The following is a 13,441-nucleotide window of genomic DNA, read 5'->3' as shown; positions in this document are numbered from 1 at the left end:
CCGGAAGGTTCAGCACCCCGCCTGCTTGGGGTGCATCCGGGCTCGCGGCCCCGGGGAAGGGAGCGGCGAGGGCATCCGCTCACCCGCTGGAGTTACCGGAGGCTCCGGCTCTGCCGGTATGCTGCTCCGCGTGAGTTCCACAGGGGCGAAGCGTGAGGCGTACGAGGAGGAGTTGCTCCTCGCGTTGGACGAAGGACTGCTCTCCCACGAGGAGGCGGAGGCGCTGCGCGAGGAGGCGCTCCGCCGGGAGCGTGGCCCGCTCGAGCTGCTGAGGGAGCGGGGCCGGCTCTCCGAGGACACGCTGCTCATGCTCCGCGAGGAGCTCTCCGGCGAGGCCACGGGCCAGCGCGAGGACACGGGCCGTCGCGAGGGCCCGGACACGGGTGGCGCCCAGCCCGAGGAGGCCGCCACCCTCGCCCCCGGCTCCGCCAGCCCGCCCTCCGCGCCCTCGGGCACGCCGTCTCCCTCCGTCAGCGGCCCCGCCTCCCGCGAGCCCGCCTTCCCCGTCCCCGGGTGGGACCGCTACCAGCCCGTGCGCTTCCTCGGCCAGGGCGGCATGGGCCTCGTCTTCCTCGCGTATGACCCGCTCCTGCGCCGCAACGTGGCGCTCAAGTTCGTGCGCGGCGAGGACCCCGAGCTCGCCCGCCGCTTCCTCGCCGAGGCCCGCGCCCAGGCCCGCGTCCGCCACGAGCGCGTGTGCGAGGTGTACGAGGTGGGCGAGGTCCACGGCCGCGGCTTCATCGCCATGCGGTACGTGGATGGACAGCCGCTGGGCCAGCTCGCGGACTCGCTCACGCTCGAGCAGAAGGTGCTGCTGCTGCGCCAGGCCGCCGAGGGCGTGCACGCCGCCCACCGCGCCGGGCTCGTCCACCGCGACATCAAGCCCGCCAACATCGTCGTCGAGCGCACGCAGGACGGGAGCCCCTCCCCCTTCGTCATGGACTTCGGTCTGGCGCGCGACTGGAAGGAGGAGGACACCGCCTCGGGCGAGGTGCTCGGCACCCCGCACTACATGGCCCCCGAGCAGGCCCGCGGCGAGGCGTCCCAGCTCGACCGCCGCGTGGACGTCTACGCCCTGGGCGCCTCGCTCTACGCGCTCCTCACCGGCCAGCCCCCCTTCACCGGCGCCAACGCCCTCGAGGTCATCAACCGCCTCCAGTCCGAGGAGCCCCGGCCCCCGCGCGCGCTGGACAAGGACATCCCCGCGGACCTCGAGGCCATCGTCCTCAAGTGTCTGGAGAAGGAGCGCCCGGCCCGCTACGACTCGGCACGCGCCCTCGTCGAGGACCTGGACCGCTTCCTCGCCGGCGAGCCGGTGCTCGCGCGCCAGGGCCTGGGCTACCGGCTGCGCAGGAAGGCGCGCAAGCACCGCGTGCTGCTGGCCCTGGGCTCCGCCGCGCTGCTGGTGGTGATGCTGGCGCTCGGACAGGCGGTGCTCGCCCACCGTGAGGTGGCCGAGCGCGAGCGCCTCTCCCGCCGCTTCACCGAGCACGTGGAGCGCATGGAGGCCGCGGCGCGCTACTCCGCCCTCTCCCGGCTGCACGACACGCGCGGGGACCGCGAGGCGCTGCGCGCGGAGATGGCCGCGCTGGAGGCCGAGGTGCGTCAGGCCGGCGAGCACTCCGTGGGCCCGGGACACTACGCCCTGGGCCGCGCGCTGCTCACCCTGGAGGACATGGAGGGCGCGCGCGAGCGGCTCGAGTCCGCCTGGGCGCACGGCTACCGCGAGCCGCGCGTGGCCTGGGCGCTCGCGCTGGTGCTCGGCCACCTCTACCAGGAGCAGCTGGTGCAGGAGGTGGAGCGCCGCGGCCCCGAGCAGCGCGAGGCCCGCCGCCGCGACCTCCAACAGCGCTACCGGGACCCGGCCCTCGCCTACCTCCGCCAGGCCGAGGGCCCCGACGTCCCCGCCCCTCCTTTATATGTGAAGGCACTCCTCGCCTTCTTCGAGGAGCACCACGAGGAGGCGCTGGCCCACCTGGACGGCATGGGCAAGACGCGGCCCTGGTTCCACGAGGCGCCGCTGCTCCGGGGCAACATCCTCCTGGCCCGGGCCAACCAACGCTGGAGCCAGGGCGAGCGCGACGGCGCCCAGGCGGACCTCGACGCCGCCCGCCACGCCTACGCCTCCGCCATCGCCACCGCCGAGAGCGCTCCCGCCGTGCACTTCTCCCTGGGGCGGCTGGAGCTCGCCGCGCTCGCCATGGAGCTGTATGGCCAGGGCAACGTCCAGCCCCACTCCGAGCGCTCCCTCGAGGCGTTCTCCCGCGCGCTCACCGCCGCGCCCGACCACGCCCCCTCCCAGCTGGCCCTGGGACGGCTGCACCGCCGGCTCGCCGAGCATCGCCTCCTCAAGGGCGGCGACGGTGTGGAGCCCCTGCTCGACAAGTCCCTCGCCGCCATCCGCGCCGCCCAGCCGCACGCACCCGCCGACAAGGTCTCGCTGGAGCTGGCCGTCACCTGGCGGCTGTGGGCCCGCTACCGGCAGCAGCAGGGACAGGATCCGCGCGAGCAGCTCCGCCTGGCCCTCGAGTCCTTCGAGCGCATCCGCCCCGAGCGCCGCGATTACCACCTCCTCCTCCACCTCGGGCTGACCTGGCGGGTGTGGGCCGACTACGAGAGCGAGCACGGGGGCCAGCCGCTCGTCCCGCTGGGCAAGGCCCTCGACGCCAACCTCGCGGCCATCCGCCTGGAGGAGCACCAGCCCGAGGCGTGGATCAACCTGGGGAGCGTGTACCGCAAGCGGGCCTCGCTCCCGGACGCCCCGGACAAGGTGGGAGACCTGGAACGGGCCCGGGACGCGCTGGAGCGCGCGCTGACGCTCAACCCCTCCCATGCCGTGGCCTGCCTCCAGGGAGGCTATGCCTCCGAGCTGCTCGCCCGCCACCACCGCGACCGCGGCGAGGAGTATGGGCCGCACCTGGAGAAGGCGCTGGCGCTCTACCGACGGGGACTGGCCATCAACCCCAAGCTGCTGCAGCTCCACAACAGCCTGGGCGCGGCGCTGCTCTGGCAGGCCGAGCAGCTCTGGGACGACGGCGGCGACCCCGAGCCCCTGCTCGCCGAGGCCTGGAAGTCCTTCGAGCAGGCCCGGGACGTGGCACCCCAGCAGGCCTTCGCCTGGAACAACCTCGGCGAGGTGCGGGTGACGCGCGCCCTCTTCCAGCTCGCGCGGCGGGAGGAGCCGGGTCCGGGCCTGCGCTCGGCCCTGGAGTCCTACCAGAAAGCGCTCGCGCTGCTGCCCGGGGATGCGGACCTCTGGGCCAACCAGGCCCGGGCGCACGTGCTGCGGGCCACCTGGGCGCTGGAGCAGGGGAAAGACCCGGGACCGGAGCTGGGCGAGGCCGAGAAGTCACTGGCGAAGGCGCGCGAGCTCAACCCCCGGCTGGGCAACGCGTGGCGCTACCTCGGGGAGGCACTCGGTCTCCGGGCCCGCTGGCGGGCCCGTCAGGACAAGGCCTGGGACGAGGACTTCGAGCAGGCGGCGAAGGCCTGGCAACAGGCGCTGGAGCTGGAGCCCCAGCACCAGGAGCTTCGGCTCGCCGCGGGCGGCTTCCACCGCGACCGCGCCGAGTGGAAGGAGCGCCAGGGCCTCGACGGCGCCCCGGAGCTGAAGCGGGCCCTGGAGCTGGCCGAACGGACCCTGGCCGCCCGGCCCCGGTGGGCCCGGGCCCGGGCCCTGCGCGCCAGCGTCCTCCTGGCGTTGGCCCGTCACGCCGACAGCACCCAGCAACGGGCGTGGCGTCACGAGGCCCGGGAGGAGTTGGAGCAGGCGCTGGCCCACAATCCCCACCTCGGGCCGGCGTGGCGCCACCGGCTCACCGCGTCGCAGGAGCCCGTGGCCGGGCCCCCCGTGCCCTGACGCCGCTTCTACGCGTCCCGCTCATCCGTCGACACATCCACCTCACCCCGCTTCACCTCCCAGTGGGGGAACTTCGAGCGGAGCGAGTCGGGGATGTCCACCGTGAAGTAGTACTTGCCCGCGCTGGCGGTGGCGGAGACCGTCTCCTCATGCCTGGACGCCATGAAGGAGCTCGGATCGATCGAGAAGGGGGCCGACGACGTGAAGCAGCAGGACGCGTCGAACGACACCTCGACCGTGGCGGGAACATCCACCAGCTGGAAGATCACCTTGTCGCCGCGATTGACCACGTTCCCGCGGGGGTAGTGAGGGCCATCGGAGTGGATTTCGATGGTGAGTTCGGCCATGGGTTTGGACTCCTTGTGTCCCACAGGGGGACGTTGGATGAACAGCGCCAGCGGGAGATTGCAGGCGCCGTACCAGGAGCCCGGGCAGGCCCGTTCCCCGCGGAGCGCGCGCCCCCGGCCGCGCCGGAGCCCCGGCCGGCACATGACGGACACGTCACGGACGCGTCAGGCCGGACACGGACGTGTCAGTCGGCGCCGAGGCCCAGCTCGCGCACGCGGCGCTGGAGGGCGCGCTTGGAGACCTCGAGCCGCCGCACCATCCGGTCCAGGTCGCCCTGGCACTCCTGGAAGCAGGTGGAGATCTCCTCCGGGCTCAGGTCCCGGGCGGTGCGGATGAGGGAGCTCTTGTCGATGAGCACGTAGACGGAGGAGCGGGGAATGCCCAGCCGGTCCGCGGTGGCCTTGAGGTCCCACGAGCTGGCGCGCAGGGCTTCCAGCAGCTCCTGCTCACCCACGTCCGAGGGCTTGCGCCGGGCGGCCTTGTCGTCGACGGACTCCGGCTCCTCGGGGGGGGCGGAGGCGGTGGCGGACGGAGCACGGGGGGTCGGTCCGGGGGCGGCGGCGGAGTCCAGCTCCTGCTCGAGCCGCGCGTCCACGCGCAGGTACGGGAGGCCCCGGCTGCCGATGACGAGCTGCCGGGCCACGTTGCGCAGCTGGCGGATGTTGCCGGGCCACGCGTAGCGCACCAGGCGGACGGCCAGCGACGCGGGCAGCCACGGCTCGGCGCGCGGATCCGCGGACGACAGCCGCTGCACCTCGCCCGTGGTCTCCAGCTCCTGGCGGGCGAAGTGCATGAAGAGCGGGCCGATGTCCTCGCGACGCTCACGCAGCGGCGGCACCTGGATTTCAAAGCCCGCCAGCCGGTGCAGCAGCGGCGCCTTGAAGAGGCCCTGGCGGATGCGCTCCTCCAGGTTGGCGTCCGTGGCGGTGAGCAGCCGCACGTCCACGCGCACCGGGGCACTGCCACCCACGGGGAACACCTCGCCCGTCTCCAGCACGCGCAACAGCGCCACCTGCACCTCGGGCGGCGCCTCGCCCACCTCGTCGAGGAAGAGCGTGCCCCCGTGCGCGGCGCGGAAGAAGCCCTCGCGGTCCCCGGCGGCGCCCGTGTACGCGCCCTTGCGCGCGCCGAAGAGCTCGGCGGACACCAGCTCCTTGGAGAGCGCCCCCAGGTTGACGCTGATGAAGGGCCCGGCGCGGCGCTTGCTGTTCTGGTGGACGGCGCGGGCCACCAGCTCCTTGCCCGAGCCCGTCTCGCCGCGGATGAGCACCGGCACGTCCAGGTCCGCCACGCGCGCCACGTCCTCGCGCACCCGGCGCACGCCCTCGCCCTGGCCCACCATGCCCAGGTCCCCCGGGCCTGTCTCCGGAGTGGAGGACGCAGGGTGCAGCAGCAGCACCACGCGCTCGGCGAGCTCCAGCGGCACGCCCACGGCCAGCTCCTCGGGGGAGAACTCGCGCCAGCCCACGAGGGACTGCCCGGCCACGCGCACCGCCGTCCCGTCCTCCGGGACGAGCAGCCGCACGCCGCCGCGCGCTCCAGGCTCCAACCGCACGGGCTTGCGGCTGATGAAGGGGTCCCCCAGGGGCAGGGCCAGGAGGCTGCCGGGACGCGAGAAGTCCGGCGCATTGCGTGACAGGGAGGCCGTCCTGCCCGCCGCGGCGATCATCTCGCTCAGCAGCAGCCGCTCGCCGATCCGCTGGGGCTGCGGATGCGAGACGATGGTCAGGGCCGGCACGGTGCGCGGGAGCGCGGCTTCCCGGCCACGCGAGTGAACAGCCGTCGTCGAGAGGTCGTCGGAGAGCTTCTTCTGCATAGAGCCTGGGGGGAGCGTCAACGCTGGCGGAAGTCTACACTGTCCCCGCCGGACGATGTTCAGCCCGGGGGGCACACGGCCCGCGGCGCGCCGCCATTTTCTCACCCCCCGAGAATGCCCCGGGGAGGACGACTTTCCGCCCGGTCCCTCATGACACGTCCGCTCAGCGCTTCGAGAAGGCCTCGGTGGCCTTCTCCCGCATGCGCAGCAGCTGCTCGCGCGGGAGCCACTGGCCGTGCACCATCACCCCGAGCGACCTGTCCGCCTGGCCCACGTCCTCCAGCGGGTTGCCGGGCAGCAGCAGCAGATCCGCCCGCTGCCCGAGCGCCACCGTGCCGAAGCGCGCCGTCGCGTCCACGTGGTCCGTGATGAAGGTGGCGGCGTTGCGCGTACCGGTGGCCAGCGCCTCGAAGGGGGACAGGCCCGCCTTCACCAGCTCCGCCAGCTCCAGGTGCGCCGCCTTGCCGGGGTAGAGCCCCGCCTGCGCGGCGTCCGTGCCCAGCACCAGCCGCACGCCCTCCTTCCGCAGCCCCAGGACGAGGTGCTGGACGAAGGGGTAGGCCACCCGCTCGCGCTCCGCGAAGGCCGCCACGTCCACGCGGCGCGTGGGGTTGGAGCCGCGCCAGTTGCGCAGCACGTCCGGCGAGAGGAAGCGGGCCTCGGGGTCCGAGAAGACGCCCTCCACGTCCTCCAGCATCCGCCGCGTGGTGGCGAGGCGTGCCAGGTTGGGCACCACCGATGTGCCCGCCTCCTTCGTGGCACGGGCCAGGGCCGGAATCCGCGACGCGTCCTGTCCCGCGGCGAGGAAGTACTCCGTCCCATGCGAGATGAGCGCCTGGCGCTCGCGGAGCACCGCCTCCAGCCCCACCTTGCGCGGCACGTGCCCCACCACCGGCAGCTTCTGCTGCCGCGCCATCCCCATGAGGATGGCGTACACCTCGGGGGTGAGGTTGTCGTACACCTTGAGGGCGTCATAGCCCGCGAGCTTCTGCTGGACGACCGCCCTGCGCGCCTGCTCGGGCGAGCCCACCTTCACCACCGTGCCGCCGAACACCGGCGGGTCCCCGTCCACGCGCGGGCTGCTCGTGTAGAGCGTGGGGCCGAAGCGCTGATGGTTCGCCAGCTGCGCCCGCAGCTCGACGTGTCGGGGCGAGCCATCCAGCTCGAAGACGCTGGTGACGCCATGGACCAGGTACGACAGGAGCTGCTCGTCCGAGGTGAGGTGGACGTGGAAGTCCGCCAGCCCCGGCATCAGGTAGCGCCCCTTGCCGTCGATGCGCTCGGCATCGGCCGGGACGGTGATGGACGCCGAGGGGCCGATGGCCGCGATGAGCCCGTCCCGCACGATGACCGTGTGGTCCGTCAGGACACGCTCGGTGTCCATGGGGATGACGTTCACTCCGACGAACGCGACGGCCCGCTCGGCTGTCCCGGGAGTGGGCTGTGCCTCGTGGACGCAGCCCGTCAGCACCGCGCCGGCGAGCGAGACGAGGCCAACACCCAGGAGCGCCCAGGCACGCAGGGTCTTCATGACGGTTCCCCTCATGCGTTGCAGGTTCACCGCTGAGTATAGGGGTACCTTCCCACCCCAGCGAGCGCGGGGCTCACCCGCCCAGCAGCCGGGACCAGTCGTCGTCGCCCTCGAAGACGTGGACGCCCAACCGCTCGCAAACCTCGCCGTACTGCCGCGCCACCGGGCCCCCCACCCACACCGGCGTCCCGTCGGGAATGCCCTCCTGGATGCGCGACAGCAGCTCCTCGAACTCCTGGGCGCCGGGGTCCGTCACCGCCGACAGCCCCACGAGGTCCGCCTTCACCTGCCGCGCCGCCCGGCCCACCTCCGCCGCCGGTGTCCGCTGGCCCAGCAGCGTCACCGCCAGCCCCGCGTGCCGCATCCGCAGCGCCGTGCCCAGCAGCCCGAGCTCATGCTGCTCCTCCGGGAAGCACGCCAGCACCACGCGCCGGCCCCCCCGCTCCGGCGAGGTGTGCAGCAGGCTGATGAGCCGCGCGCGCACCGCCTGCGTCACCAGGTGCTCCTGCGCTACCGAGAAGGCCCCCGCGTGCCAGCGCGCTCCCACCTCGCGCTGCAGGGGCACCAGCACCTCGTCATAGGCCTTCAGCGGCGACAACGCCCCGAGCACCTCGTCCAGCACCTCCGACACCCGGGCCTGATCCAACACCTCCGCCGCCTTCAGCACCTCGTCCCGCCAGGCCTGGATACTCGCGGGGCTCGGCTCCGCCCCCGGCTTCGTCGCGCCGAGCTCCGCCAGCAGCTGTGGCAGCAGCTTGGCCGCCTCGCTGATGGACACGCCCTCCTCGGTGAGCTGCTTGAGCCGCCGCAGCAGCGCCACGTCCCGCTCCGTGTACACCCGGTAGCCCGACGCCGTGCGCCGTGGCGTCAGCACCCCGTAGCGCCGCTCCCAGGCGCGGATCAGCTCCACCCGCACGCCGGACAGCTCCGCGGCGATGTGGATTCTGTAGGTGCGCTCCGCCATGACTCACCCCGTCCGTCCCCCATCGGCCTCAGGTGCTGTTCGACGCACCTCGCACCTGCTGCCAGAGGGCCACCAGCTCGTCCAGCGAGTCAGCATACTGCGCCCCCACGCTGAAGATGGCCTTCAAATGCTCTCGCGCGCCAGGGCCCCCCACCACCACGGGGGCCGGCACACACGCCCCCACCGACGCTCGCAGGACCTGCTCGAAGTCCGCTGGCTCCCGGCGCCGCACGAAGGAGAGCGCCACCAGCTCCGGGCGCACCTGCTGGCAGGCCGCTTGCAGCGCCTCCGTCGGAGTGTCCGCCCCCAACAGTGTCACCCGCCAGCCCCTGCGCTTGAGGTGGAGCCCCAGCGCCAGCAGCCCGCCCTCGTGCAGGTCCCGCTCCGGGCAGGCGAGCACCACCCGAGGCCCCTCCGGATGCGCGTCCTCGGCCAGCAGCAGGGCCCGCAGCCGCTGGCGGATGAGCGCCGAGGCCAGGTGCTCGCGCGCGATGTCCAGTCGGGAGCCCATCTCGCGCAGCAGGGGCAGGAGCAGGGTGTCGCAGTAGGCCTCCACGTCCATGGCGGCCTGGGCCTCGCCGAGCACCCGCTCCGCCGCGTCCGCGTCCATCACCATCACCGCCGACCAGAAGCGCTCCACCAGCCGCTCGAGCGGCGGCAGCCCGCCCACGGACGCGGTCTGCACCTGGGCGATGGCCTCGCTCACCGCCAGGCCCTCGGAGATGAGCCTCGCCACGCGGCGGATGTGCTCCACCTCCTCGCGGCTGTAGACGCGGTAGTTGCTCTCGTTGCGCAGCGGGCGCGGGAAGCCATAGCGCCGCTCCCAGGCGCGCAGCGTCGCCTCGCGGATGCCCGTCAGCCGGGCGATGGTGCGGATGCGCAACGTCATGCCGAGGGCGCCCTCCCCCGCACCACGTCCCAGCGCTCCGCCACCCCCAGCCCGCCCGACACCACGCGCGAGAAGCCCTCCAGGCTCGTCGCCTCCGCCAGCCGCCGCACCGCCCCCTCCAGCTCCGACTGGAAGCGGGAGAGCGGGCCCGCCGGGTGTGGCGCCCCCACCTCCACCAGCACGTCCGGCCGCTCGTGCTCGAAGAAGGTGTAGCGGATGGCGAGCGGCACGCACTCCGCCTTCCCCACCCGCCCGAGCAACTCCACCCCGCGCTCCAGTCGCAGGGGCAGCACGCCGAAGGGCCGCAGCTCGCCCTCGGGGAAGATGCACACCGCCGCCCGGGGCCGGCGCAGCAGCCCGCTCGCGTAGCGCAGCGTCTCCAGCGAGGAGGCCCCCTGGCCCCGGCGGATGCTGAAGGCCCCCAGCCTCGCCAGGAAGCGGTAGCGCTCCAGGTTGTGCTCCTCCATGACGCAGTAGGCGTCCCACCCCGCCGCCCGCCCCACCTGGTGCAGCACGAAGCCGTCCCACCAGTTGGAGTGGTTGGCGTAGACGAGGCGCGCGCCGTCTCCCCGCGGCAGCGCTCCGCGCACCCACAGGCCGCGGAAGGCCGACCTGAACTTCCACCCCACGTATCCGTCGAGTACCCGGCCGAAGAGTCCGCCTTTGGCCGCCTGAATCACGGCACCCGCGCCTCCCACCGCGACAGGAGCACCGTGAAGAGCGTCAGCCCCAGCGACACCATCAGGCTCGTGAGCAGGAAGAAGAGGATCTCCTCGAGCGGCACGCCCGCCACGTACACGCCCAGGTGCTTGCCCCCGCCGAAGTTCCAGATGCCCTCGCGGATGGCCAGGTGGTCCGCCACCGACAGGTAGGTGCCCACCACCAGCGCCGGAGGCACCACCGCCCGCAGCACCGCCCACGTGCGGCCGCGGAAGTGGTGCACCAGCACCGCGAGCTGCAACACGATGAAGGGCACCGACCACGCCAGCAGGTGGATGAGGTACGCCCAGCGCGTCTCCATCATGACGCCACCTCCTTGGCGTCCGGCACCGGCGCCCGGGCCTCGGAGTCCGCCGTGCGCTTCTCCTTCTGCTTCTCCGGCGTGGGCGCCTCCAGCACGCGGCGCAGCCGCTCGCGCGTCCACAGTCCCACCAGCAGCGTCTGCAGCCCGAAGAAGAGGTACTCCTCCAGCGGCAGGTAGCCGAGCTTGATGCCCCAGGTGCGCTCCGGATCGAACCCCCACAGGCCCCACTTCACCGCCAGGTTGTCCCACGGCGACGTCGCCGCGTAGACCACCACCAGCAGCAGGCCCATGGGCGCGAGCCCTCGTGCCGTCAGCGTGCGCCGGTAGCGCACCGCCAGGAAGAGGATGGGCAGGACGACGAAGAGTCCCAGGAAACGTGCGTACGTCATCCCCGACCTCCACTCAGCTCGGTCCAGGCGGGAGACATCCGACCCCCGGCGTGCAATGCGTAGGTGCGCCCCCGCCACGTCACCCTCGGTGGGTGGACGAGCGAGGACAGGAAGGCGGCCAGCAGCAGGGCCTCGCCCAGCAGCCAGTCCAGCGCGCCCAGGCGTCCGCCCTCTCCCGAGGGCACGCCGGTGGAGAGCACGACCAGCCGCCAGGACAACAAGGTCCGCACGACGAGGAGCCCCGCGACGCCCGCCGCCAGCCACGCCGAGCCCACCAGCAGACTCCACACCAGCAGCGGCCACGTGGGGGTGAAGAGCAGCGGCACCGTCGGGTAGAGGCCCGGCCGGTGGCTCTCCAGCACCTGCATCCACCGCGTGAAGCGGGCCAGGGCCGTGGGCCAGTCCCCCGCCCCCAGCGGCACCAACGCCGGGGCCTCGCACAGGGCCACGTCCAGCCCCCGCGCGTGCAGCCGCTTCGACAGCTCCAGATCCTCGCCGATGTGGTCCGCCAGCCCCGCCAGCTCCGCCGCCGCCCGAGCGCTCAACCCCAGCGCCTTGCCACACACCGCCTTCGCTCCCGCGCTCATCACATGCAGCGCCCGGAAGCTGTGGTGCGTGCGGCGCAGCAGCCCCGCCACGGCCCGGTCCACCAGCCCGCGCTCGCCCACGGGCGTCGGCACCGCCGTGCTCAGCGCCGCGCCCGCCGCCACCGGTGCCGCCAGCCCCTCCACCAGCGCCCCCGTCACCGCCACGTCCGCGTCCACCACCAGCACCACCCGCCCGTCCAGCGACAGCGTCTCCAGCGCGTACAGGACGTGGCCCACCTTGCGGTTGGGCGTCGAGGGGTCGCTGTGGAGCCACTGCGCGCCCCCCGACAGTCGCGGCCGGTGCGGCGAGAGCACCACGTGCTCCAGGTACCCCTCGTAGTCGATGGGCCGGGAGAGGTTCTCCAGCTCTCGCTCCGAGGGGGCGTCCACCGGGCGCAGCAGCAGCACCGGCACCCGGGTGCGCGCCACCGGACGAGGGCGCCGCAGCAGCCGCGCCAGCGCCACCGCGCTGAAACCTCCCGCCAGCACCGCCCAGCCCAGGCCGATGGCCACCAGCGGATTCATGGCCCACGCTCCACGCGCGTGCGGAAGTGCGCCATCCAGCGGATGAGGGGCGAGTGGAAGCGGCGGAAGTCCGCCACCTCGCCCAGCACGTCCAACGGGCCCCGCCGGGCCTCCACCCGCGCGTAGAAGGGCGAGGACTCCAGCAGCCGCGGCGCGCCCACCGCCGTGGTGCCCGCGTACAGCCGCGCCGGTACCCGCAGGCCCCAGCCCGTCAGGCTCGTCGGCCGGGCCTCCGCCAGCAGCGGCCTGCGCTCGGACTTCGTCCCCAGCACCCCCGCCGTCACCCGCAGCGGCGCCACCCCGTCCGGCAGGTGGTAGTCCACCACCGTCTCCTCCGGCCCGTGCACGCGCGCCCAGTGCCACCCCGGCAACCGCGCGCCCAGCAGCTCCTCGCCGTGGTTGCTGTCGTGGTAGCCGAGGCCCTCCGCCTCCACGCCCTCCGAGGCCACCTCCAGCCGCGCCCGCGCCCTCGGGGCCAGCGCGCGCCAGTAGTGCGGCAGCCCCGGCACCAGCTGCACCTCCTCCGCCGCGGGCACCTGGGGCTCCAGCACCAGCCGCGCCCGCAGCTGCCCACCGAAGGGCGCGCACCGCTCGTCCACCTCCATGCACACCGTGCCGTCCAGCGCGTACTCCAGCAGCGAGCAGCCGATGCGCAGCACCCGGCCCTCCCCGCGCACCAGGGCCGCCGGGTACTCGCTCAACACCCAGCGCTGGCGCACGCCGTGGTGGTACAGCGCGAAGTTCACCGCGCAGTGCTCCAGCGGGCTCGCCCCGTGCCGGGCCCTCGCCGAGTAGCGCGGCGAGAAGAGCGAGCCCACCATGAAGATGAACACCGCGCTGTACGCCCCCGCCGTCACGTCGGCGTAGAACCAGCGGTAGGCTCCCGCGCTGTCCGGCAGCGTCGGCAGCGCGTCCAGCCAGTGGGAGCGGCTCGAGGTGCCCGGCGGGGGGGAGGAATAATCCAGGAGCCTCATGCGCTCCTCCGCAGGTGCTCGGACGCCATCTCCGCGGCGAAGCGACCCGAGAGCATCACCAGCGGCACTCCGCCCCCGGGGTGCGTGCCCCCGCCCGCGAAGAAGAGCCCCGGCGTGCCGCCGCGGATGCGCGGCCGGCGGAAGGGGCCGAACTTCCCGTGCGGCAGGAAGCCGTAGATGGAGCCTCCCGGCGCCCCCAGCGCGGCCAGGTCCACCGGCGAGCGCTGTCCCACCACCCGCATGCGCCCGCGCAGCTCCGGGTAGTGCGCGAGCAGCTTGTCGAACATCTGCGCCTTCACCCGCTCGGCCTGCAGCTCCCACGCGGCCGACGCCTGCTCACAGGCGCCCGGCTCGCGTGGCAGCGCCGGGGCATTCACCATGACGAAGAGGCCCGTCTTGCCCGCGGGCGCCACCGTCGGGTCCGTCGCCGAGGGGTTGCAGAAGTACACCGTCGGGTCGCCGGCGAGCTGCCCGGCGAAGAGCTCGTCGAACTCGCGGCGGTAGTCCCGGCTGAAGAGCACGGTGTGGTGCGGCA

At 73.6% G+C, this 13,441-nt stretch carries 12 protein-coding genes; 1 reads left to right on the top strand and 11 read right to left on the bottom strand.

Annotated features, from left to right (window positions below):
* The first annotated feature begins 130 nt into the window (after positions 1-130).
* Positions 131-3,859 carry a protein kinase domain-containing protein gene (locus VF697_RS01350; protein WP_414641222.1) on the top strand — a complete coding sequence of 1,243 codons (3,729 nt, stop codon included), beginning with the start codon at positions 131-133 and terminating at the stop codon, positions 3,857-3,859.
* An 8-nt stretch (positions 3,860-3,867) separates the two neighbouring features.
* On the opposite strand, the gene VF697_RS01345 is transcribed toward VF697_RS01350, so the two are convergent.
* From VF697_RS01345 to VF697_RS01295, 11 genes are all read right to left on the bottom strand, one after another.
* Positions 3,868-4,206: a hypothetical protein gene (locus VF697_RS01345; protein WP_331091463.1), complete on the bottom strand. Its 339-nt coding sequence runs from the start codon at positions 4,204-4,206 to the stop codon at positions 3,868-3,870.
* 185 nt (positions 4,207-4,391) lie between these two features.
* The gene (locus VF697_RS01340; protein ID WP_331091461.1) at positions 4,392-6,023 is read right to left on the bottom strand and encodes a sigma-54 dependent transcriptional regulator; all 1,632 of its coding nucleotides are present in this window, start codon (positions 6,021-6,023) and stop codon (positions 4,392-4,394) included.
* 163 nt (positions 6,024-6,186) lie between these two features.
* Positions 6,187-7,554, bottom strand: coding sequence for an amidohydrolase family protein (locus tag VF697_RS01335; protein ID WP_331091459.1), 1,368 nt, complete (start codon positions 7,552-7,554; stop codon positions 6,187-6,189).
* 73 nt (positions 7,555-7,627) lie between these two features.
* A complete protein-coding gene (locus tag VF697_RS01330) occupies positions 7,628-8,518 on the bottom strand; it encodes a MerR family transcriptional regulator (RefSeq protein ID WP_331091457.1) in 891 nt (296 codons plus the stop codon).
* Positions 8,519-8,546: 28 nt separating this feature from the next.
* Positions 8,547-9,407, bottom strand: coding sequence for a MerR family transcriptional regulator (locus tag VF697_RS01325; RefSeq protein ID WP_331091455.1), 861 nt, complete (start codon positions 9,405-9,407; stop codon positions 8,547-8,549).
* Entirely contained in the window at positions 9,404-10,087 is a 684-nt protein-coding gene (locus VF697_RS01320; protein ID WP_331091453.1) for a lysophospholipid acyltransferase family protein, read from the bottom strand. The genes VF697_RS01325 and VF697_RS01320 overlap by 4 nt, the downstream gene beginning before the upstream one ends.
* On the bottom strand, positions 10,084-10,431 hold the full coding sequence (locus tag VF697_RS01315) for a lycopene cyclase domain-containing protein (protein ID WP_331091451.1): 348 nt from the start codon (positions 10,429-10,431) through the stop codon (positions 10,084-10,086). The genes VF697_RS01320 and VF697_RS01315 overlap by 4 nt, the downstream gene beginning before the upstream one ends.
* Positions 10,428-10,820: a lycopene cyclase domain-containing protein gene (locus tag VF697_RS01310; RefSeq protein WP_331091449.1), complete on the bottom strand. Its 393-nt coding sequence runs from the start codon at positions 10,818-10,820 to the stop codon at positions 10,428-10,430. Before VF697_RS01310 ends, VF697_RS01315 begins: the two co-directional genes overlap by 4 nt.
* The gene (locus tag VF697_RS01305) at positions 10,817-11,932 is read right to left on the bottom strand and encodes a glycosyltransferase (protein ID WP_331091447.1); all 1,116 of its coding nucleotides are present in this window, start codon (positions 11,930-11,932) and stop codon (positions 10,817-10,819) included. The genes VF697_RS01310 and VF697_RS01305 overlap by 4 nt, the downstream gene beginning before the upstream one ends.
* The gene (locus VF697_RS01300) at positions 11,929-12,906 is read right to left on the bottom strand and encodes a carotenoid 1,2-hydratase (RefSeq protein WP_331091445.1); all 978 of its coding nucleotides are present in this window, start codon (positions 12,904-12,906) and stop codon (positions 11,929-11,931) included. The genes VF697_RS01305 and VF697_RS01300 overlap by 4 nt, the downstream gene beginning before the upstream one ends.
* A partial coding sequence (locus VF697_RS01295) for a phytoene desaturase family protein (protein ID WP_414641221.1) occupies positions 12,903-13,441 on the bottom strand: 539 nt, incomplete at its 5' end. The genes VF697_RS01300 and VF697_RS01295, both read right to left, overlap by 4 nt.

It is taken from the genome of Archangium sp. (genome assembly GCF_036388035.1).
GTDB lineage: Bacteria > Myxococcota > Myxococcia > Myxococcales > Myxococcaceae > Archangium.
The sequence above is the reverse complement of the archived record's forward strand: the minus strand, read 5'-3'. Positions and strand labels throughout refer to the sequence as shown.

Excerpts from the sequence above, each read along its gene's own strand:
- VF697_RS01345 (WP_331091463.1), bottom strand. The coding sequence starts at position 4,206 with ATGGCCGAACTCACCATCGAAATCCACTCCGATGGCCCTCACTACCCC.
- VF697_RS01340 (WP_331091461.1), bottom strand. The coding sequence starts at position 6,023 with ATGCAGAAGAAGCTCTCCGACGACCTCTCGACGACGGCTGTTCACTCG.
- VF697_RS01335 (WP_331091459.1), bottom strand. The coding sequence starts at position 7,554 with ATGAAGACCCTGCGTGCCTGGGCGCTCCTGGGTGTTGGCCTCGTCTCG.
- VF697_RS01330 (WP_331091457.1), bottom strand. The coding sequence starts at position 8,518 with ATGGCGGAGCGCACCTACAGAATCCACATCGCCGCGGAGCTGTCCGGC.
- VF697_RS01325 (WP_331091455.1), bottom strand. The coding sequence starts at position 9,407 with ATGACGTTGCGCATCCGCACCATCGCCCGGCTGACGGGCATCCGCGAG.
- VF697_RS01315 (WP_331091451.1), bottom strand. The coding sequence starts at position 10,431 with ATGATGGAGACGCGCTGGGCGTACCTCATCCACCTGCTGGCGTGGTCG.
- VF697_RS01310 (WP_331091449.1), bottom strand. The coding sequence starts at position 10,820 with ATGACGTACGCACGTTTCCTGGGACTCTTCGTCGTCCTGCCCATCCTC.
- VF697_RS01305 (WP_331091447.1), bottom strand. The coding sequence starts at position 11,932 with ATGAATCCGCTGGTGGCCATCGGCCTGGGCTGGGCGGTGCTGGCGGGA.
- VF697_RS01300 (WP_331091445.1), bottom strand. The coding sequence starts at position 12,906 with ATGAGGCTCCTGGATTATTCCTCCCCCCCGCCGGGCACCTCGAGCCGC.